Annotated in this window: 25 protein-coding genes; 9 read left to right on the top strand and 16 right to left on the bottom strand. The window is 66.7% G+C overall.

Translation table 11 applies throughout. From position 1 onward, the window contains the following. Window positions 1-14: 14 nt before the first annotated feature. Complete coding sequence (locus tag ASF72_RS18445) at window positions 15-671, top strand: GntR family transcriptional regulator (RefSeq protein WP_056601264.1); 657 nt, start codon at window positions 15-17, stop codon at window positions 669-671. Between the two features lie 14 nt (window positions 672-685). On the opposite strand, the gene ASF72_RS18450 is transcribed toward ASF72_RS18445, so the two are convergent. Beyond that, complete coding sequence (locus ASF72_RS18450; RefSeq protein WP_056601266.1) at window positions 686-2,068, bottom strand: MFS transporter; 1,383 nt, start codon at window positions 2,066-2,068, stop codon at window positions 686-688. Window positions 2,069-2,217: 149 nt separating this feature from the next. On the opposite strand from ASF72_RS18450, the gene ASF72_RS18455 reads away from it, so the two are divergent. Then, entirely contained in the window at window positions 2,218-2,904 is a 687-nt protein-coding gene (locus tag ASF72_RS18455; RefSeq protein ID WP_056601268.1) for a DUF2848 domain-containing protein, read from the top strand. Between the two features lie 34 nt (window positions 2,905-2,938). Here ASF72_RS18455 and ASF72_RS18460 read toward each other — a convergent pair whose 3' ends face one another. Further along, window positions 2,939-3,175: a DUF2630 family protein gene (locus ASF72_RS18460; protein WP_050685088.1), complete on the bottom strand. Its 237-nt coding sequence runs from the start codon at window positions 3,173-3,175 to the stop codon at window positions 2,939-2,941. An 80-nt stretch (window positions 3,176-3,255) separates the two neighbouring features. Between ASF72_RS18460 and ASF72_RS18465 the strand changes: the two genes are divergently transcribed. Then, window positions 3,256-3,654, top strand: a complete 399-nt coding sequence (locus tag ASF72_RS18465; protein WP_050685089.1) for a DUF3592 domain-containing protein — start codon at window positions 3,256-3,258, stop codon at window positions 3,652-3,654. A gap of 63 nt (window positions 3,655-3,717) precedes the next feature. On the opposite strand, the gene ASF72_RS18470 is transcribed toward ASF72_RS18465, so the two are convergent. From ASF72_RS18470 to ASF72_RS18485, 4 genes are all read right to left on the bottom strand, one after another. Continuing rightward, complete coding sequence (locus ASF72_RS18470) at window positions 3,718-4,011, bottom strand: DUF202 domain-containing protein (protein WP_056601343.1); 294 nt, start codon at window positions 4,009-4,011, stop codon at window positions 3,718-3,720. Between the two features lie 124 nt (window positions 4,012-4,135). Continuing rightward, complete coding sequence (locus ASF72_RS18475; protein WP_056601271.1) at window positions 4,136-4,486, bottom strand: YidH family protein; 351 nt, start codon at window positions 4,484-4,486, stop codon at window positions 4,136-4,138. An 89-nt stretch (window positions 4,487-4,575) separates the two neighbouring features. Continuing rightward, entirely contained in the window at window positions 4,576-5,772 is a 1,197-nt protein-coding gene (gene lhgO / locus ASF72_RS18480) for an L-2-hydroxyglutarate oxidase (RefSeq protein WP_056601274.1), read from the bottom strand. Between the two features lie 49 nt (window positions 5,773-5,821). Next, on the bottom strand, window positions 5,822-6,154 hold the full coding sequence (locus ASF72_RS18485; RefSeq protein WP_056601345.1) for a YnfA family protein: 333 nt from the start codon (window positions 6,152-6,154) through the stop codon (window positions 5,822-5,824). Window positions 6,155-6,274: 120 nt separating this feature from the next. On the opposite strand from ASF72_RS18485, the gene ASF72_RS18490 reads away from it, so the two are divergent. From ASF72_RS18490 to ASF72_RS18515, 6 genes are all read left to right on the top strand, one after another. Further along, complete coding sequence (locus ASF72_RS18490) at window positions 6,275-7,306, top strand: LLM class flavin-dependent oxidoreductase (protein WP_056601275.1); 1,032 nt, start codon at window positions 6,275-6,277, stop codon at window positions 7,304-7,306. A gap of 71 nt (window positions 7,307-7,377) precedes the next feature. Then, window positions 7,378-7,968, top strand: a complete 591-nt coding sequence (locus tag ASF72_RS18495; RefSeq protein WP_056601348.1) for a Chromate resistance protein ChrB — start codon at window positions 7,378-7,380, stop codon at window positions 7,966-7,968. Further along, window positions 7,965-9,248: an MFS transporter gene (locus tag ASF72_RS18500; protein WP_082178247.1), complete on the top strand. Its 1,284-nt coding sequence runs from the start codon at window positions 7,965-7,967 to the stop codon at window positions 9,246-9,248. Before ASF72_RS18495 ends, ASF72_RS18500 begins: the two co-directional genes overlap by 4 nt. Window positions 9,249-9,467: 219 nt before the next feature. Further along, window positions 9,468-10,565, top strand: a complete 1,098-nt coding sequence (locus ASF72_RS18505; RefSeq protein ID WP_050685093.1) for a ferredoxin reductase — start codon at window positions 9,468-9,470, stop codon at window positions 10,563-10,565. A gap of 13 nt (window positions 10,566-10,578) precedes the next feature. Further along, window positions 10,579-11,754 (top strand): fatty acid desaturase family protein, encoded by a 1,176-nt coding sequence (locus tag ASF72_RS18510; protein WP_050685094.1) that lies wholly within the window; start codon window positions 10,579-10,581, stop codon window positions 11,752-11,754. A 148-nt stretch (window positions 11,755-11,902) separates the two neighbouring features. Next, complete coding sequence (locus ASF72_RS18515; protein WP_050685095.1) at window positions 11,903-12,739, top strand: alpha/beta fold hydrolase; 837 nt, start codon at window positions 11,903-11,905, stop codon at window positions 12,737-12,739. A gap of 65 nt (window positions 12,740-12,804) precedes the next feature. On the opposite strand, the gene ASF72_RS18520 is transcribed toward ASF72_RS18515, so the two are convergent. From ASF72_RS18520 to ASF72_RS18560, 10 genes are all read right to left on the bottom strand, one after another. Then, on the bottom strand, window positions 12,805-14,415 hold the full coding sequence (locus tag ASF72_RS18520) for a carbohydrate-binding domain-containing protein (RefSeq protein WP_056601278.1): 1,611 nt from the start codon (window positions 14,413-14,415) through the stop codon (window positions 12,805-12,807). Between the two features lie 38 nt (window positions 14,416-14,453). After that, window positions 14,454-15,239 carry a polyphosphate polymerase domain-containing protein gene (locus ASF72_RS18525; RefSeq protein ID WP_056601281.1) on the bottom strand — a complete coding sequence of 262 codons (786 nt, stop codon included), beginning with the start codon at window positions 15,237-15,239 and terminating at the stop codon, window positions 14,454-14,456. Then, a complete protein-coding gene (locus tag ASF72_RS18530; RefSeq protein ID WP_082178248.1) occupies window positions 15,236-15,910 on the bottom strand; it encodes a DUF4956 domain-containing protein in 675 nt (224 codons plus the stop codon). The genes ASF72_RS18525 and ASF72_RS18530 overlap by 4 nt, the downstream gene beginning before the upstream one ends. 76 nt (window positions 15,911-15,986) lie before the next feature. Beyond that, window positions 15,987-17,087 (bottom strand): bifunctional glycosyltransferase family 2/GtrA family protein, encoded by a 1,101-nt coding sequence (locus tag ASF72_RS18535; protein WP_056601284.1) that lies wholly within the window; start codon window positions 17,085-17,087, stop codon window positions 15,987-15,989. A 9-nt stretch (window positions 17,088-17,096) separates the two neighbouring features. After that, window positions 17,097-18,077, bottom strand: coding sequence for a phosphodiester glycosidase family protein (locus ASF72_RS18540; protein WP_056601296.1), 981 nt, complete (start codon window positions 18,075-18,077; stop codon window positions 17,097-17,099). A 22-nt stretch (window positions 18,078-18,099) separates the two neighbouring features. Beyond that, window positions 18,100-18,312, bottom strand: a complete 213-nt coding sequence (locus tag ASF72_RS21155) for a response regulator transcription factor (RefSeq protein WP_235504792.1) — start codon at window positions 18,310-18,312, stop codon at window positions 18,100-18,102. Further along, entirely contained in the window at window positions 18,288-18,506 is a 219-nt protein-coding gene (locus tag ASF72_RS21160) for a hypothetical protein (protein WP_235504793.1), read from the bottom strand. The genes ASF72_RS21155 and ASF72_RS21160 overlap by 25 nt, the downstream gene beginning before the upstream one ends. A gap of 129 nt (window positions 18,507-18,635) precedes the next feature. Beyond that, window positions 18,636-19,274, bottom strand: a complete 639-nt coding sequence (locus tag ASF72_RS18550; protein ID WP_432245105.1) for an RraA family protein — start codon at window positions 19,272-19,274, stop codon at window positions 18,636-18,638. A gap of 2 nt (window positions 19,275-19,276) precedes the next feature. Beyond that, entirely contained in the window at window positions 19,277-20,284 is a 1,008-nt protein-coding gene (locus tag ASF72_RS18555; protein WP_056601298.1) for a Bug family tripartite tricarboxylate transporter substrate binding protein, read from the bottom strand. Beyond that, the gene (locus tag ASF72_RS18560; protein WP_050685102.1) at window positions 20,281-21,804 is read right to left on the bottom strand and encodes a tripartite tricarboxylate transporter permease; all 1,524 of its coding nucleotides are present in this window, start codon (window positions 21,802-21,804) and stop codon (window positions 20,281-20,283) included. Before ASF72_RS18560 ends, ASF72_RS18555 begins: the two co-directional genes overlap by 4 nt. Between the last annotated feature and the right edge of the window lies 1 nt (window position 21,805).

Consider the following 21,805-nt stretch of genomic DNA (forward strand, 5'->3'; position numbering starts at 1 on the left):
TGTATACATAATGTATGGGAAAAGTGTCGGGTTTGGCCGCGTCGGGGCGGGAAAAGGCCTACGCGCATCTGCGCGAATACGTGCTGACCGACCCCGAGCTCCAGGGCCGCTTCCTCAATGAGCAGGAGCTCGCTGCCGAGATCGGCGTCTCCCGCACCCCCGTCCGCGAAGCGCTGCTGCTCCTGGTCTCCGACGGCCTGGTGGAGCTCATCCCGCAGCGGGGCGCCTACGTTCCGCCCGTCACCGGCCGGGAGATTTCCGAGCTGATGGAACTGCGCGGCGTCCTGGAGAGCCACGCGGCCCGCCTGGTGATCGCCGAGCAGTGCGTTCCGCAGCAGCTGATGCAGGAAACCCTTGACCTGCAGGCGCAGGTCCCGGAGAACGGCCAGGCGGCCGACGCCCGCGAATTCATCCGGCTGGACACGCTCTTCCATCAGCAGCTGATCGACGCCGCGGGCAACGAACTCATTTCCCGGACCTACAGCAAACTCCATGTGCGCCAGATCCTGGTGGGCGTGGCCGCCTTGTTCCGCACGGGCGGCCGCCGCCAGGCGGTGTGCACCGAACACCAGGACATCCTTGATGCCCTGGTGGCCGGCGACGCCGGGCTGGCGCAGGAGTCGATCGACCATCACCTTGCGGTGACGCGGGACCTCCTGCTCCGCTCCTGACGGTTGGATCGGATTCAGCGGGATTCGCCGACGCCGGCCGCCCGGTCCGCGGTTCCGGTGCCTTCGAGCAGCAACCGGTAGTCCTCATCCTCCACGGTGTTTGAGTCCCGGCCCAGCGCCAGTCCCACCACGGTGACGGCGCCCGCGACGGCGACATAGATTGCGACGGGGACCCAGCTGCCGAACTGGGACAGCAGCAGCGTGAACATCAGCGGGGCGATGGCGCCGCCGATCACACCGGCGAACGTGTACGCCAGCGAGCTGCCGGTGGACCGGAGGCGGGGCGAGAACTGCTCCACGATGAACGCCGCCTGCGGACCGTACATAAAGGAGTGGGCCATCAGGCCCAGGACGATGCCGACAATAAGCATCGGCTGGTTGTCGCCGCCCAGGATGCCGAAGAAGACAAACGTCCACACCGCTCCGAGGATCGCGGCCACACCGTAGACGGCGCGGCGGTTGAACCTGTCAGACACGGCGCCAGCCAAAGGAATCATGAACAGCTGGAAGGCCGAACCGATAAGGACGGCGGTGAGGACCTGGTTGCGCTCGTAGCCAAGCGTCTGGATGCCGTAGGTCAGGGTGAACACGGTGAAGAGTGCGTAGAGGACGTCCGGACCCACGCGGCTCAGGATGGCGGCGATCAGCGGGCGGAGTTCCTTGCTGAACACTTCGCGGACCGGGGCGCTGGGCTGTTCGCCGTGCGCCTCGATGGCCTTGAAAATGGGGGTGTCTTCCAGCTTGAGCCGGATCCAAAGGCCGAAGCCCACCAGGACGGCGGAGACAAGGAAGGCGATGCGCCAGCCGAAGCTGATGAACTGCTCCTCGGTGAGGGCCAGGGTCAGGATGGCGAGGGCGCCGTTGGCCAGCAGGTTGCCGGCGGGCGGGCCCACCTGTGCTGCCGAGGCCCAAAAGCCGCGGCGGTGCGGGTCGCCGTATTCGCTGGAGAGCAGGACGGCGCCGCCCCATTCGCCGCCCACACCCACACCCTGGGCGAAGCGCAGCAGGACCAGGATGATGGGCGCCGTGATGCCGATGCTGTCATAACCGGGCAGGACGCCGATCAGGACGGTGGCCACCCCGATGATCATCAGCGTGGTGACCAGGACCTTCTTGCGCCCGATCCGGTCCCCGAGCCGGCCAAAGATGATGCCGCCCACGGGCCGGGAAACATAGCCCACCGCATAGGTGGAGAAAGCCAGGATGGTTCCGGTAAGGGGGTCCGAGGAGGGGAAGAAAACGAGGGGGAAAACAACTGCTGCAGCTGCCGAGTAAACGGCGAAGTCGTACCATTCGAGCGCGGTGCCGGTCAGGCTGGCGGCGAAGGCCTTGTACAGGCCTTTGGGGTGGACGGGCTTGGGCTGCGGCGTCGCGCCCTGGGCGGGGGAGTTGATCAAGGAGTGCCTCCACAGTGTTATTTGCGAGTGACGCCTGTCACGCTGGCGTTAAATGTATACATTACGCATACTGGATGTACATTGGCGACCGATACGGGTTTCCGATGTGTTAATTTTCCGCCCGCAGCACCGAAAAGGACTGATCAACCATGACGCTTCTCAGCTTCGAACTTCCCGATGGCAGCACCACGGATGTCCAGGTCACGAACCTCCTAAACGCGGGCTACGCGGGCAGGGAGCAGGACGAGGTCCAGGCGCACATCGCCGAACTGGCGGAACTTGGGGTCCCGGGTCCCAGCACCACGCCGGCGCTCTACCCGGTTTCGCCGTACCTGGCACAGCAGGTTGCCGAAGTCCAGGTCCAGCACGCCAGGACCTCGGGCGAAGCGGAATGGGCGCTGGTCATTACGGCGGAGGGCGTGCTGCTGACGGTGGCGTGCGACCACACCGACAGGGCGCTGGAAGTCCACGGCGTTGCCTGGAGCAAAAACGCCAGCCCTGATGTCCTGGGCCGGAAGGCGTGGTGGCTGGACGACGTCCGGCCGCACCTGGACCAGATCACGCTCAAGGGCTGGGTGGGGGCAGGGGATACCCCGGACACGCTGATCCAGGACAGTTCACTGGCGGCGCTCCTGACACCTGACTACTGGCTCGAAGTCCTTGCGGAGCGTGGCCTGAACAAGCCGGGCACCGTGCTGATCTCAGGCACGGTGGCCATGACCGCGGGGGTGGACCAGTTTGCCCGCAGCTGGAAAGTGGAGCTGGCGGACCCGGTCACCGGGCTGGCAGTCGACGCCCAGTACGTGGTGGCGGAGATGGCGGAACCGATCGGCTGACCCCGCCCGGGGTTCCGGTGGGATGCGGCGAAGGCTACTGCTTGTAGCCCTCTACTTCGCTCACGGGCCGGGTCTCGGCGTCGTTCGGGTTCTCGCCCGACTCCGCCTTGGCCCGGCGCTGCCGCAGCAGGTCCCAGCACTGGTCCAGGCTTTCGGCCACCTGGCGGAGCCGCGCCTTGTCCGGGGTGTGGCCGGTGCCGGTGTCGTCCCGGAGTGCATGCTCCTCCTCCACCAGCGCCTGGATTTTCGCCAAAAGATCCTGGTCGTTCACGGTTTCCCCTATCGTTTGGACGGTCCTGCCCAGCGTACGGAGTCCGGGCGCCACCCACCAGCCCCTGTACCATCAACAGCATGCCCACTGTGCTTGATATGGCAGGTCCAATCCTGGAAATGCTGACCTGGTTGTGCCTGCCCGTGGGGCTGGGCCTGCTCTTCTATACCGGGATCCTGCGCCGCTTTGTGCATCCCTGGGTGGTGGCCGAGGCTGTGGTGTATTCGGACAGCACCGGCGTGGGTTTCCGCTGGTTCGACCGGAAGTACCAGGTCCACCATGCGCCCATGTCCCCGCATGACATCAAGGACCTGGCCATCGGCGATACCCTGCCCATCTACTACCACCCCAAACGGCCCACGCAGTGGCAGGTCACCGTGCCGGAGGAACCGGCCCGGACCGCCCTGGTCCTGGGGCGCTGCCTGACCGCCATCGGTGCGGTGGCCCTGCTGGCGGGCTTTGTCCTGCCCATGTTTTAGCAGTAACCAGCCAGCAGTCCAGAACCAGGAGTACGACGGCGGCCTGGCAGTTATCTCCGCAGGCTAACCGGCCAGCACCACGCCGATGCCCAGGCCGCCCAGCGCCACGCCGGCAGCTGCCGTCCACAGCACCGCTGCGGCGTCAGCGTCCACCCGCTCCCGGACCAGGCCGCGGGAAAAGGCGCCGTACCGGCGCCGCTGGGTGAGATAAATGGCTGCCGCCGCGGCGGCGGCCACGGCAAACATCAGCAGGATGGGCAACCCGTGCTGCGGCAGCCAGCGCAGGAAAATGGCGCTGACGCTCACCAGGGCAAGCACGGTCCGGCCCCAGGCAAGGGTGGTCCGCTCAGGTTGCAGGCCGGGGTCGCCGTGGCCTGAACTGTTAGGGCCTGACCCGTTATGGCTTGAACCATTGTGGCCTGAAGTGCTGTGGCCTGACCCGTTATGGCCGGGTGCTGTGCCTCCCAACGATGACATGGCGTCAGCGCCAGAGGACAAAGGCCAGGACAACGGCGGCTGCCAGGGCGCCTGCCCCCGCCAGCAGCGGCACCACCAGGGGCAAAGGCAGGGGTGCTTTGTTCCGCATGCTCCGCTCCACCCGGAGCCACCGCACTGCTGACCCGGCGCTGAGCAGGATTCCCATCAGCAGCAGGATCATGGCCAGGCCTTTGCGGACCGGAACCACAAAAAGATCCTCGGTGAAGGCCTCGATTGCGATGCCGCCGGCCAGGAGCGCCAGGGAGGTCCGGATCCAGGCCAGGAACGTCCGTTCGTTGGCCAGGGTGAACCGGGGGTCCGGCTCCTCGCCGCCGGGAAGCAGCCGTTCCGCCATCCTGCCGCGCGGTGGATGTGCTGTCGGCGCGGGTTGTGCCCCCGGCCGCCCGCCGGGATCCGGCGCCGCGGACGTGTCCCTGTTGTCCGTCACGGTGCCAGCACCGCCTTGCCGGCCAGGTGGGCACCGATGGGAAGGGCGGCAGTGGCCGCAGGCGAGGGCGCGTTCAGCACGTGGATCGTCCGCTCCGTTTCAGCAAGAAGGAAATCATGGATCAGGGTGCCGTCCCGGCGGACAGCCTGTGCCCTGATGCCGGCCTCAAACGGCAGCAGGTCGGCTGCGCGCAACCCGGGAGCGTACTTCCGGCATTCCTGGAGGTAACTGGCTTTGAACAAGGAGTTGCGGACCTCACGGACGGCGGTCCCCGCGTGGTTCCGGGCCACCTTCCAGAACCCCGGGAACCGCGCGTAGCAGGCAACGTCCCGGACGTTCACCGAGAACTTGGGGTAGCCCTCCCGCGCCATGCCCAGCACCGCGTTGGGCCCCACCGTTATGGTGCCGGCCACCGTGGGCGTCAGGTGGACCCCCAGGAACGGCAGGGCAGGGTCCGGCACCGGATAGATCAGGTGCCGGACATACCCGGACATGGCAGCCGGAAGCGCAAAGTACTCGCCCCGGAACGGGATGATCTGGACATCGATGTCCATCCCCGCCAGCTCCGCCATCCGGTCGGACTGCAGCCCGGCGCAGGCCACCAGCCGGCGGCAGGTGTAGTCCGCCGTCGCCGTGCCTACATGCACCAGATCCGGATCTTCCCGGATGGAGGTCACTGGTGCGCCGGTGACCACCTGCCCGCCGGCCGCTACCACCAGCTCCGCGAGTTTTTGGGCTACGGCGCGGTAGTCCACAATTCCGGTGTCCGGGAGGAACAGCGCCCCCAGCCCGGTGATATTCGGCTCCCGGCGGGCCAGTTCCGAGGCGTCGATGCGCTCGCAGGGCAGGCCGTGGATGGCGGCGCGGTCCTCTAGCTGGCCCAGTCGGGCCAGTTCCAGTTCCGAGGTTGCCACCAGCAGTTTGCCCGGTTCCGCGTAGTCGATGCCGTGCTCCCGGCAGAACTCCTTGGTCTGCTGCGCGCCGGCCATGCTGAACCGGGCCTTGAGGCTGTCCGGGGCGTAATAGATGCCGGAATGGATCACCCCGCTGTTGTGGCCGGTCTGGTGGGAAGCCAGTTCCGGTGCCGCTTCGAGCAGCACCAGCGAGGCATCCGGCTGCAGGCGAAGGAGCTGGTACGCGGTGGCCAGGCCCACGATGCCGCCGCCAATGATGCAGTAGTCCGTCCGGGTCACTGGGCCGCCTCTCCGTTTCAGGTTTGAGCCTAGCGCTCCTGTGGTTGACTCAGGCCCCGCTGCGCGGGGCAAACATGATTACCGCGACACCCACCAGGCAAATAATGGACCCGATGATGTCCCACCGGTCCGGACGGAAGCCGTCAACGGCCATGCCCCAGGCCAGCGACCCGGCCACAAATACCCCGCCGTAAGCTGCAAGGATCCGGCCGAAGTTGGCATCCGGCTGAAGGGTGGCCACAAAGCCGTAAATGCCCAGCGCGATAACGCCCAGCCCGGCCCACCACCAGTCCCTGCCTTCGCGCACCGCCTGCCACACCAGCCAGGCCCCGCCGATTTCCGCGACCGCAGCCAGCAGGAACAGCAGTGCTGTTTTTGCCATGGCAGCGGCGTCATTTGTTGTGTCCACCCGGCCATCATGCCAGCTCCGTCCTGGCGGGACGGGGGTGCCCGAACCAGCGGCGCCGGGAATGCGGTGCGGGTGTTCCCGGTTGCTGCAGATATGCAACGAATCGGATTCCTTTCCTTCGGCCATTGGGGCCCCGGCCAGGGCAGCCAGACCCGGAGTGCCGGCGACATGCTGCTGCAGGGCATCGACCTGGCCGTGGCCGCGGAGGAACTGGGCGTGGACGGCGCCTTCTTTCGGGTCCACCACTTCGCCCGGCAGCAGTCCTCGCCGTTTCCCCTGCTGGCCGCCATCGCCGCCCGCACCAGCCGGATCGCCATCGGCACCGGCGTGATTGACATGCGCTACGAGAATCCGCTGTACATGGCGGAGGAAGCTGCCGCCACGGACCTCATCAGCAGGAACCGGCTGCAGCTGGGCATCAGCCGTGGTTCACCCGAGCCGGCCCTCAACGGCGCCGCGGCCTTTGGCTACCGCCCGCAGGCGGGGGAGACCGATGAAGACATGGCCCACCAGCACACCGACCTCTTCCGATCGGCCATCAGCGGGGCAGGCGTGGCCAACGCCGATCCCAGGTTTGCCGCCACCACCGGGCTGCTCCCCGTCCAACCGCAGTCGCCCGGACTCGGCGAGCGGATCTGGTGGGGCGCAGGCTCCCGCAAGTCAGCCGTGCGCGCTGCCGAGCAGGGCATGAACCTGATGAGCTCCACCCTGCTCACCGAGGACACCGGCGTGCCGTTCCACGAGTTGCAGGCTGAACAGATCCGGTTGTTCCGGGACGCCTGGGCCGCCGCCGGGCATTCCTTCACGCCCCAGGTGTCGGTGAGCCGCAGCATCCTGCCCATTGTGGACGCCGAAGACGCCCGCTACTTTGGCGGCAGCGCGCTGCGTGAAGGCCGGGACCAGGTGGGCGTCATTGACGGGCTGACGGCGCGGTTCGGCAAAAGCTACGTGGGTGAACCGGACGCCTTGGCACGCGAACTCGCCGCCGACTCTGCCGTCCAGGCCGCTGACCTGCTCCTGCTGACGGTCCCCAACCAGCTGGGTGTGGACTTCAACGCAAAGCTCCTGGGAAACATCGCCCGGCACATCGCCCCGTCCCTGGGATGGCAGCCCGGGCGCGCCTGACATCCTGTCCCGGCGCCCGCCGATGCACGCCGGCCCCAAACCAGTTTGTAACAGCCGTTACACTTCCCTATGTGACTAATGATCCTGACTGGCTGCTGTTGCTGGTGCAGATTCCGGCGCAGCCGTCCAAACACCGGGTGTCCGTGTGGCGGCAGCTGCGCAAAACAGGAGCGGTGCCTGTGTCGCCCGGACTGTGGACGCTGCCTGCGGTCCCGGTGTTCGAAGCCGGTATCGAGCGGGCCAGGGACCTCTGCGGCCAGGGCAACGGCACGTTCGCCGTCGTGACGGTCTCGCCCAGGGATCTTTCGTCGGCTGACCTGTTCAGAACCCTGTTCCGCGCCGCCCGCGCCGAGGAGTGGGCTGAATTCATCGGCGACTGCTTTAAGTTCGGGCAGGAGATCGCCAAAGAGATCGAGAAGGAAAAATTCACCTTCGCCGAGCTCGAAGAGGAAGAGCAAAGCCTGGACCGTTTGCGCCGCTGGTACCGCGAACTCAAGAAGCGGGACGTGTTGGAGCTCTCCGAAGCCCAGGACGCCGAGCAAAAGTTGCGGGCATGCAGCAACCTCCTCGACGGCTTCGCTGACCGGGTCTATAAAACGGTCCACGCCACCGCTGAGGACCAGGACGTGGCCGGGACCTCAGAAAAAGAGGCAGCGGGATGAGTCGGCGGCGAAACGCGGCGGCGGACACCCAGCCCGGCGCCGGGCAGGAACACCCGTCGTTGCGGGTCCTCGCGCCCCTTTATGGAGCCGGGTTCACCACCGCGTTCGGGGCCCACAGCATAGCCGCGGGATTGGGCGTGGAGGGGGGAAACATCGGCCTGAGCCTGCTGACCTTCGGTATTCTTCTGGCCCTCTATGACGTCGCAGAGGTCTTTTTGAAACCAGTCTTCGGCTCGCTGAGCGACAGGATCGGCGTCAAACCGGTGATCGTGGGCGGCCTCATCGCCTTCAGCGCCGCGTCACTCATCGGCGCTTTTGCCACCGGTCCCGCACTGCTGGCCCTCGCCCGCCTTGGCCAGGGCGCGGCAGCGTCCGCATTCTCGCCCGCGTCCTCCGCCGCCGTCGCCAGGCTTGCAGGTCCCGCTGCGGCCGGACGCTACTTTGGCCGCTACGGTTCCTGGAAGGGAATGGGATACGTCCTTGGCCCGCTCCTTGGCGCAGGGCTGATCTGGGCCGGCGGCTTCCCCGCACTGTTCATCACACTCGCCGTGTGCTCGGCAGCGACAGCCATCTGGACCCTTGCCGCCCTGCCCGGACTTCCGCCGCTGCCGCGTCCGCGCTACACCCTGGCTGATCTCCTTCGCCAGAGCACGGACCGCGGATTCCTGGTACCCACAATGGTCCTGGCGGGAGCCACGGGCGCTTTGGGGGTCGCCGTCGGCTTCCTGCCCCTGCTTGGCAACTCCATGGACCTGCCCGTCCCCGTCAGCATGGGTGCCGTTGCCGTCCTGGCGCTCTCATCGACGCTCACCCAACCCGTCATCGGCCGTTTCCGTGATGAAGGGCGGATTGTTCCCCGGACCGGCATGGCGGCTGCGCTGGCTTTGATCGCCATGGGAATCATCATCCTCGCCCTTGCACCACAGCCTTTCACGCTGTACCCCGCCGCAGCGCTCATCGGACTGGGCATCGGCGTCGCCACGCCCCTGGGCTTCGCCCATCTTGCAGCGAACACTCCGCACGAACGGATGGGCCGGACCATGGGCACGGCCGAACTGGGCCGGGAACTGGGCGACGCAGCAGGCCCGCTGATCGTCGGCGGCATCGCGACCATCGCCGGTATCGCGGCCGGACTCGGCTTCCTGGCGGCACTGCTTGCCGCGGCCGCTGCCACCTGCTTCGTTGCGTTGCGCCTCACCGGTACAGCCAGGATGGCGGCCGAAACGACTAAAGCTGACTCCTCTTCAGTTACCCTCCGGAATTCGCGGAAACGCACCTGAACTGCAGTGACGCAGGCCCCGGACGGATCAGCAAAAAGTAAAACCCGGCAGGACCGGCCGTTCCTGCCGCCAGAAACTCCCCCCGCGGAACCATTGGGCTGCCCCAGCCGTTACTCTTAAAGTGCGGCTTGGGGGCTTAGCGCCCCAACAGCGTGACTGCGGAACGGTCATATGACGGAATGAGAGAAATATGGCTCGCGCCGCTCTAGGATTTAACGCATGATCCGGCTACGACAACTCGCGCAGGCGGCCTCGGTGATCACCACACCGCTGGCCCCCGAGGACATCCTTGCCCTCTTCAACCCTGTCTTCTCTGCCCGGCAACTCCGTGGCGTTGTGACAAGGGTGGTCCAGGAGACCGCCCAGTCCGCCACCATCTTCTTCCGCCCCGGCCGCGGCTGGCAGTCGCACCTGGCAGGCCAGTGGGCCCGCATCGGAGTGGAACTCGACGGCGTCCGCCACTGGCGCTCCTATTCCCTCAGCGCCGCAGCCGGCAAAGATCCTGCCATCACCGTCACGGACGTCGGAGCAGTATCGGGCACCCTGGTGCGCACCACCCGGCCCGGCGACGTCCTCTTCCTGGCGCCGCCGCAGGGCGACTTCGTCCTCCCCGAGCACCCGCGTCCCCTCCTGATGGTCACCGCGGGAAGCGGCATCACTCCGGTGATGTCCATGATCCGGACCCTTGTGCCGCGGCGTCCGGATGCCGACGTTGTGCTGGTTCATTCAGCGCGTACGCCGGGAGACAGCCTGTTCCGCGAGGAACTCGCCGAACTTGCGGACCAGTTCCCCAACTTCCGGCTGGCGCACTGGTTCACCGGCGAGCAGGGCCGCATGGACCTGACCAGCACCTCCCAGCTGGACGAGATCTGCCCGGACTGGAAGGAACGCGCAGCGTATGCCTGCGGCCCGGACAGCTTCCTGGACGACGCCGAGGACCTCTGGAAGCGCGCGCTGCTGACCACCGCGGCGCCCGGCACGGACGTGGCAGTGGCCGGCAGCGCCGGCAACCTCATGATCGAACGCTTCAACACCACCTTCGCCGGCGGCGTGGGATTCGACGGCGGCCTGGTCACCTTCGAAGCCTCGGACCGGGAAGTGGAAGCTGACGGCGATACCCCCATCCTGGACATCGGCGAGGACGCAGGGGTGCTGATGCCCAGCGGCTGCCGGATGGGCATCTGCCACAGCTGCCTGACCCCCCTCCTGGCCGGACAGGTCCGGGACCTCCGCACCGGCGAGGTCCATGGCGAGCCCGGCCAACTTATCCAAACGTGTGTCTCGGCAGCCGCCGGACCCGTCAACCTCGAACTCTGAGGAGCATCAAGGTATGTCTGTAATTTCACCCACCAAAGCCACTCCCACCGAGAGCCCGCGAACGCGCCCCGGGAAGTTGGCGGAATCCGGCAGCCCCACCGTCCGGCCACCCGCCGCTGCCCACCTCAGCGACGAGCAGGTGGCCGAGCTGGGCCGCGAGCTGGACGCCATCCGCGACGAGATCCTGGGAAAGCGGGGCGCCGCCGACGCAGCCTACATCCGCCGCATGATCAAAATCCAGCGTGGCCTGGAGATTTCCGGCCGCGCCGCGCTCCTGGTCAGCAAAAACAAGGCAGCGTGGGTCACCGGAACCACGCTGCTGAGCCTGGCCAAAATCCTGGAAAACATGGAACTGGGCCACAACATCCTGCACGGCCAGTGGGACTGGATGCGGGACCCGGACATCCACTCCACCACCTGGGAGTGGGACTTCGTTACCCCCTCACGCTCGTGGCAGCACACCCACAACGACCTCCACCACCGCTGGACCAACGTGGTGGGCAAGGACAACGACGTCGGATACAACCTCCTGCGTATGGATGAGAACCAGCCGTGGAAGCCGATCAACCTGGCCAACCCGTTGTTCAACGCCATCCTGGCCCCCATCTTCGAATGGGGCATCGCCGTCTATGACCTTGAGCTGACCGAGTACAAGGCGGGGCTCAAGTCCAAGGAAGCGCTGAACAAGGACCTCAAGGCGCTGGGCAAAAAGGTCATCACGCAGTTCACCAAGGACTACGCCGCCACCCCGGCAGTAGCCATGCTCACCGGCTCCGCCAAGCAGGCACTGTTGGGCACCATCACTGCCAATGCGGTCCGCAACGTCTGGGCGCATGCGGTCATCTTCTGCGGCCACTTCCCCGAAGGCACCGACACTTTCACCGAGGAAATGGTGGAAGGCGAAACCCGGGGTGACTGGTACGTCCGCCAGATGATCGGCTCCGCCAACATCTCAGGTTCAAAGTTCATGCACCTGATGACCGGCAACCTGTCCCACCAGATCGAGCACCACCTCTTCCCGGACCTGCCCTCCAACAGGTACGCCGAAGTGGCTCCCCGGGTCCGCGAGATCTGCCAGCGCTACGGCCTGAAGTACACCACCGGCCCGCTGCTGAAGCAGGTTGGCTCCTCCTGGGCCAAGGTCTTCAAGCTGGCCCTTCCGGGCAAGCCGGCCACGGCCCAGGCATAACCCTTTTTCGAAAGCACCCCCGGCGGATCACGCCGGGGGTGCTTTTGTTTTAGGCCGGTTCAGTGAAACCGGCCGCGCAACCGTCCTAGAGTGGAAACTGCGGGTACCGGAGGACCGGTGACCGCCGTCCCTCCCGAAAGGACTGCCCATGGCACTTATCAAAGTTGGCACCGAGAACAGCACCGACATCGAGTTGTACTACGAGGACCACGGCGCGGGACAGCCCGTGGTCCTGATCCACGGCTACCCGCTGGACGGCTCCTCGTGGGAGAAGCAGACGGCTGCCCTGCTGGCCGCAGGCTACCGCGTCATCACCTACGACCGCCGCGGCTTCGGCAAGTCCAGCAAACCCACCGAAGGCTACGACTATGACACCTTCGCCGCGGACCTCAACACCCTCCTGACCAGCCTGGACCTCAGTGATGTTGTCCTGGTGGGCTTCTCCATGGGCACCGGGGAGGTGGGCCGCTACCTGGGCACTTACGGCTCGGCCCGCGTGGCCAAGGCAGCGTTCCTGGGTTCCCTGGAACCGTACCTGCTGCAAACCGATGACAACCCCGGCGGTGTTCCGCAGGAAGTCTTCGATGGTCTCAAGGAAGCCGTCACCGTAGACAGGTACGCCTTCTTCACGGAATTCTTCAAGAACTTCTACAACGCCGACACGTTCCTGGGCACGCCCCGGCTCAGCCAGGAAGTCATCGACGCCGGCTGGAACCTTGCTGCCGGCGCCAGCGCCACCGCGTCCGTGGCGGCCCAGCCCACGTGGCTGACCGACTTCCGGGCCGACATTCCCAAAATCGACGTCCCGGCCCTGATTGTGCACGGCACCGCAGACAACATCCTGCCCATCGACTCCACCGGACGCCTGTTCGCGAAGGCCCTGCCCAGCGCCGACTACGTGGAAATCGAAGGTGCCCCGCACGGCCTGCTGTGGACGCACGCGGCAGAGGTGAACGAGGCCCTGCTCGGGTTCCTGGCCAAGTAGGCCCTTAACGCACTGAAACGGGTGGCAGCGGACTTCCGCTGCCACCCGTTCCATGTGGTGGCCAGTTACATCCGGCCGCCACCCATCCCGCCCATGCCGCCGCCCGGGCCCTGCGCCGCCGTGTATTCGCCGGCGGTCACGGTGCCGGCGCTGGAGGCGCCGTCCAGGGTCCCTTCGCCGAGGCCCGCGCTGACGGTGGCAGTTCCGCCGGTGTACACGGTGTACTCCGCCCCCGCCGTGATGGCCGCCGACGAGAACACCAGCGACTGCGTTGCCTTGGTGGTGACGAAGGCCGCCACCACGGTGCCGGAGGAGTCGGCGAGCTGGATCACGGTGCCCGCTGACACCGTGGAATCCAGGGCAACCTGGACTCCCGACTGGGTGGAGGTGCTGCCCGGGGTTACCACCATCCCGGCGCTGCCGGCGGCGGCAACGGTACCCCCGGTCACGGCCAGTTCGCCGTTGACGTCCAGCGCGCCGTTGCCGCTGTTTGTGGGGCCGTTGACGATCACGGTGCCGCCGGAGATGGACGCGTTGCCGTTGGAATCCAGGCCGTCACCCTGGGCGTTGATTGTCAGCAGGCCGCCGGTCACCTCCACGGTGTAGTCGCCCACCGTCTCGCCGCCGCCCATTCCGCCGCCCATGCCGCCTTGCGCCGTGCCCGTGGTGGAGCTGCCGCCCGAGGCGTTCACGCCGTCGTCGTTCGAGGTGACGGTGGCCGTGCCGCCCGCTATCACGATGTGCTGTGCCTCGAGGCCTTCCTCCGACTCCGTCACGGTGGTGGTACCGGCCGCGATGGTGAGGGTGTTGAAGGCCTTGACGCCGTCGTCGGCCGCTGAAACGGTCAGGGTGCCGCCGTTGATGAGGAGCCAGCCGCGGCCTTCGTCTGTGTCGTTGTCGCTTTTGAAGCCGTCGTCGCCCGCGGTGACCTGGTAGGCGCCGTCGAGGAGGACGGCGTAGTCCTTGCCCACAATCCCGTCATCCGCTGCCTTAATCGTGACGTTGCCGGCCGCCAGGACCAGGCCGTCCTTGCTGGCGATCCCGTCGTTGTAGTTACCGTCCACCGTCAGCGCTCCGGTGCCGGCGATGGTCAGATCGGCCATGGAGTACAGCGCCGCGTTGGGGGCGTCCGTGCCCTGGTCCGTGTAGCTGGTGGCGTCGCTGAGCGCGTTGTTGGTGCCGTCCTCGAGGAACACGATGGCCTCGTCGGCGCTCTGGACCACAAACGGGGAACCGGTGGAGCTGGTGATGTCCGCGCCGGCCAGGATGATCCGGACGGTGTCCTCCTCGCCGGCAGCGACCACCACCTGGCCGTCGGAAAGGGAACCGCTGAGGCGGTAGGTGCCGGCGGCGGTGATGGTCACCGTATCGCCATCCACTGTGACCGCGTCCGACGTTGTGCCGCCGGCCACGGCACTGGCACCGTCCGCCAGCGTCACGGCTACTTCGCTGGCTGCGTCCCAGGTGAGGTCGTCGGCGTCGTAGTGGGTGTCCTCAGCCAGGGTGTCCAGCGAAACGGCCTGCGCCGTCCCGGTGGTGGCCGTGGAACTGCTGCCGGTGGTGGCGCCGCTGACGGACGACACCCCGGTGGGGGTGGTCGCGGCCACTGAGCAGCCTGCCAGGCCGATCGCGGCGGCGAGGGCTGCAACGGAGAGGTATGAACGGAAGCTTTTCATGGTGAAGGTCCTTTGGGGGAAGAAAGAGAGTGGGAGGGTCAGGCTGCGGGCTGGAGGTTCAGCGACCGGCGAAGCGTCCGGTGCCAGCGGTTGGCCGGCAGGTCCGCCCGAAGGGCTGCCATGCCGGTGGCAAACTTTGAAATCCGGGACGGCCGGATGCCGTGGGCCCAGAGGTGCCGGTCCAGCGGGCCGGCAGTGGAACCGGATTTTGTCTCAAGGATGATCGCGTCGGTAAGGACCCAGGACCGGTGGGCCGGCCGCTGCCAGGTCACCCCGGTATCGATCGTGGCCCGGCTGCCGCAGCCCGGCAGGAGCAACGTGGTGCGGTGGTATCTGGTTTCCAGGACAGGCGCAAGGGTGCCGGCAGGAACGGTGCCGACGGCGGCGGCCAGGGTTTCGCGGACGTAGTCCAGGCCTTCCTCGGTGAGGCGGTCCCGGTCCGCCAGGCGGTACGGGATGCGTTCCTTGACGGTGGCTTCCCGGGCGCCCTCGGTTTTGACTTCCAGGAAGCTGATGCCGCTGTCCACGTAGGTGCGGGTGCGGATCTTGTAGCGCCGGCGGCGGCCGTGGGCCGCCAACCGGTAGCTGTCCAGGGCTGCCGTGTCGAAGTAGACCGAGTCGTAGGCGAAGCTGCGGGCGCCGTCCATTTCCAGGATGCGGGCCTCGTGGCTGAAGGTGGCCAGCAGGTGGCGGGCCACGGCTGTGGGGACCACGTATTTCCGGTCCACCCGGGTCTGGAGGGCGGCTTCGGCGTTGAGCTCTTCGAGTCCCACCGCGGGCAGGAGGTGCAGGTTGTCCATGAGGACGGCAGCCAGGGTGCTCATGCCGCACCGGTCCCGGCGTGTGCCGCGGCGGGGACGGCCTCGCTGGCGGCGGCCTGCTGGGAGGAAACGGCCTGCCGGGCGGGGTAGATGGGCTCGACGACGGACGCCGGCACCGCAGGCCAGGTTGCCGGCACGTAAGCGTAGCGGACGTCCACAATGGTTTTGTCGTTCACCAGGTCCAGTTCCTGGACAGTGGCGGAGTGGACCTTGCCGTGCAGGACTGCTTCCAGCCGGGCGAAGAGCTCGCTGTCCTCGGCGATGGCGCGGTCCAGGATCACGCTCTGGTGCCGGTGGGCGGGGAGCACGCGGGGGTGGTCGCCCACAAACATCACCAGCAGGATCAGGGCCATCAGCGAGACGGTCAGCCACAGGGGTTCGATGCCGAGTCCGGCGATCAGGCCCAGGGCCAGGGCCGAGAAGTAGTAGGCCACCTCATGCTGGGCCAGTTCGGTGGACCGGAGCCGGATGATGGAGAGGACCCCGAAGAGTCCCAGCCCCAGGCCCAGGCTCGCTGCCGAGCCGGAGAGGGCGGTGGCAACGGCCAGGACGCCGACGTTCATGCCCAGGTACGACACCACCAGGTCCCGGCGGCGGTGCCGGCGGAGGTAGAGGGCGAAGGTCAGGAGGCTGATGGCGGCAAGGTCTGCCAGGATAAAAATCAGGGGGTTCATGGGATTCTCCGGGTGGGTTCTCGGTGGGCTGGTAACTACGATGCCGGGCAATACTGTGCCGCTGCTGTGACGGAACCTAGCCGGATATATGAGTGCAGGCTGGTGCTGCGCTGGACGTCCGGTCAACGGGGGCTGCAGCGCTTTTGCCGGCGAACAGGTAGCGCTGCTGCACCGTGAAACTGATGGCGAGCAGGGCGATCTCGGCCAGGATCTTGGCGGGAAGCGGGTGGATCCCGCCGGCCTCCAGTGCCCAGATCAGGCCGACATTGGCGGCGAGCAGCACAGTTACCAGGCCGAAGTAGCGCAGGCCGGTGGACCCGGCAGGCTTCTCCCCGCCGTGCCTGAAAACCAGGCGCCGGTTGACCACGAAGTTCACTGCCGAACTGACCGCGCGGGCACCCAGCACCGCCATGAGCAGCGAGTCGACCAGCACGGTCAAAACCAGGAACACCACGGTGTCCACCAGGAACGCGGCGAAGGACGATGCCAGGAACTTGAGCATCGGTGCGTAAATCCGGACCGAATCGGCAAGCGGCCTGAAATGCGAGCCGGAATTGTGGTCCAGGTACACCGTGGCGATCTCCACCGATTGCAGGGCGTAACCGGCGTGCCGGGCCTCCAGCAGCAGGTTCAGCTCGTATTCATACCTGTCACCGCGGACGGTCAGCAGCCACGGAAGCATCGCTGCGGGGTAGCCGCGGAGCCCGGTCTGGGTATCCGGGATGCGCTCGCCAGTGGCCAGGGTAAAGAGGGCCTTGGTGGCTTCGTTGCCGAACCGGCTGCGGGCGGGCACCTCGCCGGTGAAGTTCCGGCTGCCCAGCACCATGGTGGCCTGGCCCCACGGCGCGGACCTGTTCTGTTGCAGCGTGTTGGCTACTTTCAGGATGTCGTTGGCCCGGTGCTGGCCGTCGCTGTCGGCGCAGACCACGTCGTGGCCGGGAAGGTTTTCCGCCACAAAACCGAAGCCGGTACGCAACGCGAACCCCTTCCCCCTGTTGCGGCCGTAACCGATGACGTGGCACCCGAGTGCCCTGACGGCGTCGAACACGTCCTTGTACGCCGGGCCGCTGCCGTCATCCACCACCACCACGGGGGCGAACGGCTCGGCGTCGCGGAGGGTGCGGATCAGGTCAGGCAGCTGGCCGTCCGGCTCGTAGGCGGGAATGAGGATGATCATGGCCCGGCCCTAGCCTGCGATGTAGAGGATGTCGGAGGTGCCGCGCTCTTTGTTTTCGCCCAGCGGATTGTTGACCAGGGAGCCGTTGAAATACATGGTGGACGACCCGCCGCCGTCGATGTTGTACGCGGTGGTGGCGCCGAGGCCCTGCATGATTTCAGCTAGACCTGTCATGGTGACGCCGGCGCTGTAGCCTGGGCTGCGGCCGTCCACCACCACAAACACCAGATGGTTCCCGTCAATGACGCCGACGGCGGTGCGGGGCTGTTCGCCCTGGATGGAGTGGTTGCCGAAGTTGGTGTCCACCTCCACGTCCTCGATGCCCGCGGCCACTTCGCCGTTGTCCAGGAGGGACGGGCCGAAGGAGAGGGTGTTCCAGACGCCGTCGGCAATCAGCTGGTCGGCGGTGGTGGTGGTCTCGTCGTAGACCTTGACGGTGCCGTCGCGGTAGAACGCCAGTCCTTGCCGGGCGCCCTCGTCGCGGAACACCACGCCGTTGCGGATCACGATGCCGGTGTCCCGGAAGCCGTAATAGTCGCCGTTGATAGCGAAGACGGCATTGTTGTCCGCGGCGATGGCGGAGGTGGTTTCGGTGATGTTTTCACCGAAGCTGTTGTTGGCGAAGGCGGATTGGAGGGTGGTGGCGTCATCGAGGACGACGTCGGCCACGTAGTAGGTGACGGTGCTGTCGCCGGTTCCGGTGGTCACCGTGGAGATGCTGATGTTGGTGTCGCCGGCGGAGTAGGACGTGTCAGTGGTGACCGCGGTGGCCGCAGCATCGGCGGCGGTGTCCGCGGTGGTGGTGCCGGCGGCGCTGTTCTGGCTTGCCTCGTACGCGGAGACGTCTGCGATGGCCACGTGCTGGACCACAAAGCGGTCCAGGGCCCAGGCGGTGGCGCCGCCGGCCGAAAGCGTGAGGGCTACAAACCCTGCAATGACGGCCCGCCTGAGGCGGCCCGGCCTACGTGTTGGTTTGTGCTGAGGAGTCATTCCTCATTTTTAGGCGGCCAAGTTAGGAAGCTGATTTGCCGGATATGTGCGGGGCCTGTGAAACCGGATCGGGGCACAGCTGCAGTGCCATGATCTGGAGCTCCGCGGGCCGGAACGGTTTGGTCAGGTATGCGTCAGCGCCGGATGCCATGCCTGCAAGGATGTCGTCACTTTCGGACCTGGCGGTGAGGAACAGCAGCGGCGCTTTGCTCAGGGCCCTGATCGCCCGGGCCACCACGTGCCCGTCCATGTCCGCAGGCCCATGTCCAGGGTGATCAGGGCGACGGCGGGATCCGCTGCCGCGGCGATGCCGGCGGCGCCGGTGGCCACGGCCCGGACCTCGAACCCGGCGCGGCCCAGGACCAGGGTGATGAGTCCCCTGATGTCGTCATTGTCCTCAATGACGAGGCAGATGCGTTGCTGTTTCATGAGGCCCCCGGGCAAGATTTTGCAGCAGTCTACCGTTGGAAGGTGCCCGTGTGGTGTTACGTCCCGCGTCTTGACGTGGTGCTGGCCGGAGCTCCCTGCGGGGCGCCGGCCAGCACTGCGTGCCGGTGTTTAGCTGGCGGCGCCGGCGAAGGCTGTGCGTTTGGCTTCCTCGCGGGCTTCGATGGCTTCCGCCTGGGCGAGGACCTGCTCCGCATCGTCCCGGCGGACCACCACCACGCCGTCGGCGTCGGCGATGACCAGGTCGCCGGGTGACACCACGACGCCGTCGATCGCCACCGGGATCTGCAGCCGGCCCGGGCCGAACTTGTAGGGTCCGGCAGGGGTAACGGAGCGGGCGAAGACCGGCAGCCCGCATTCGGCCAGGGCATCGGCATCGCGGACGGCGCCGTCGATCACGAAGCCGGCCACGCCTTGGTTCCGGGCGCGGATGCCGATCATGTCGCCGATGAGGGCGCGGGACTGGTCGCCGCCACCGTTGACCACAATCACATCGCCCGGCTGCACTTCTTCGAGCGCCTTGTGGATGTAGAGGTTGTCCCCGGGCCTGGTCCACACCGTGTAGGCGGGCCCGGCCAGCCTGGCGCCGGGCCAGGAGGGTGAGAGGGCCGAGGCCACGCCGATCCGTTCCTGGGCGTCGCTGATGTTGGCGGCGGGAATGGCTGCCAGTCGCTGCACCAGTTCAGCGGTGGACAGGGGAGAGCTGAGGTCTGCCTGCATGGTATCGCCGGCCTTTCTGGAGGAGTCCACGGTTACTGCTGCTTCAGGAGTTCATCGATGACGGGCTTGATGGTGGATTCGCGCTCTTCCCAGAGCTTGGCTACGTCGCTGCTGGACTTCCAGGCGGGCTGGGTGGCCGCACCCTTGAGCTTTTCCTGCACGGCCGGAGTTTCCGTGGCCTTCTTCAGCGCGGACTCGAGCTTTGCCACAACGTCCTTGGGCGTTTTGGACGGAACGGAGAGGGCGAAGTTGCTGGCCATCGGCTTGACGTCGTAGCCGGAGCCCTTCAGCGTGGGAACCTCCGGGGCGAACGGGCTTGCAGCGTCCTCGACGACGGTCAGGAGCTTGATGTCGCCGGATTTGTACTGGCCGTAGAAGCTCGAGACGCCGCCCAGGGCGAAATCGGTCTCACCGGAGACGATGGCTGCGACCTTGTCCGCGCCACTGTTGTAATGCACGATGTTGAAGTCCAGGCCAAGCTGGTCCTCGAGGAGGCGCAGGTTGATGTGGTCATCTCCTGCGCGGGAGTCGGTGCCCACGGTGATCTTGCCCGGTTCGGCCTTGACGGCGTCGAACAGTTCCTTGATGGTTTTGTACTTGCTGTCCTTGTTGACGCCGATCACCACGGAGTTGGTGGCGAACGAGCCGATGGGGGTGAAGCTGCCGCGGTCGAAGGCGGCTTTTTTGGACGGGTCAAGGTAGCGGCCAAGGATGGAGGGGATGTTGGTGTTGCCGAAGGTGAGGCCGTCCGGCTTGGCCTGGGCCACATAGTTCAGGCCCACTACCTGGCTGCCGCCTTCCTTGTTGACCACCTTGATGTTGGCGCCCAGGTCCTCCTGCATCACAGGAGCAATGATGCGGGCCAGGATGTCGTTGCCGGCGCCGGCTGCGGACGGGACGATCCACTCGATGGTGGAGCCGGCTTTGGGGAAGTCGGCGGCAGCGGTGCTGGATGCCGGCTGTCCGCCGCAGCCTGTGAGGGCCAGGGCAACGGACGCGGCCAGTGCGGCGGTGGCGGTCAGTGCGGGGATTTTTTTCATTTCGCAAGCTCCTTTGATGCGACAGGGGTGATGGTCTTTTTCTTCAGCATGGAAGCGATGAGGGGGCGGACGGCGCCGAACAGGATGGCCAGGACGATGACGCCGATCAGGGTGAGGCTGATGGGGCCCTGCAGGAACACGTTGTAGTCGCCGCGGGACAGGGCCAGGGACCGCTGGAAGTTCTCTTCCAGCAACGGGCCCAGGATGAGTCCCAGGACCAGCGGCGTGAGCGGGACCTTGACCAGCTGGAAGACGTAGCCCAGCAGGCCGGCGCCCAGCATGATCAGGATGTCGAAGGCGCTGCCGTTGATGGAGTAGGTGCCCAGGAACATAAAGGCCAGGATGGCGGCCATGAGGTAGTGGAACGGAACCTTCAGCACGGCGATCCAGACCCGGGCCAGCGGCACGTTAAGGACCAGCAGGATCAGGTTGCCCACGATGAGGCTGGCGATGATGGCCCAGGCCACGTCCGGGTTGTCCCGGAACAGCAGCGGCCCGGGGATAAGCCCGTTCATGGTGAACGCGCCGGCCATGATGGCCACCGTGGCGGAGGTGGGGATGCCCAGGGTGAACAGCGGGATCATCGAGGACACTGCCAGGGCGTTGTTTGCCGATTCCGGTCCGGCGATGCCTTCCACCGCGCCCCGGCCGAACTCCTTGGAGCGCTTGGAGAGTTTTTTCTCCGCGGCGTAGGAGGCCAGTGAGGTGGCGGCGCCCGGAGAGCCCGGGAGCAGGCCCATAAAGAAGCCGATAACCGATCCGCGCAGGGACGGCAGTGCGGAGCGCCGCAGGTCGGTGCGGGTGGGCAGCAGCCTTGCGACCTTGAGCGGGCTCGGCACTCCCAGGGGGCCCTTCTGGGCCTGGCCCAGGACTTCGCTGAGGCCAAAGACGCCCATCACGATGGCCACGAGGCCCAGCCCGTCGAACAGTTCTGGCATGTCAAACGTGAAGCGGGCGATTCCGACACCGGAGTCCACCCCGACGGTGGCGATGGCCAGGCCGGCCGCGGCGCTGAGCAGGGCCTTGGCGGGGTTCGAGCCGGCGAAGCTGGTGATCAGGGCGAAGCCCAGGAGGGAGACGAGGAACAGTTCCGGGGCGCCGAATTCCAGGGCGAGGCGGCTGAACGGGGCCACCACCACGAACCCGACGACGCCGATCAGTCCGCCCACAAAGGAGGCGAGGGCCGCGATCACCAGGGCCGGTCCGCCCCGTCCCTGCTTGGCCATCTGGTAGCCGTCAAGGGTGGTGGCGATGGAGGATGCTTCGCCCGGGATCCGCAGCAGGACCGCCGTCGTGGTTCCGCCATAGGCCGCGCCGTACAGGATGGCGGCCAGCATGATGATCGCCGACGTGGCGTCCAAGCCGAAGGTCACCGGGATGAGCAGGGACACCGCCGCAGCCGGGCCGAAGCCCGGAAGTACGCCCACCAGCATGCCGAGCACGCAGCCGATCAGGGCAAACAGGAGGTGTTCGGGAGTGAAGACGGTGGCCAGGCCACCCAGAAGCTGGTCAAAACCCATG

The sequence above is a fragment of the Arthrobacter sp. Leaf141 genome, from assembly GCF_001424565.1.
Classification (GTDB): Bacteria; Actinomycetota; Actinomycetes; order Actinomycetales; family Micrococcaceae; genus Arthrobacter.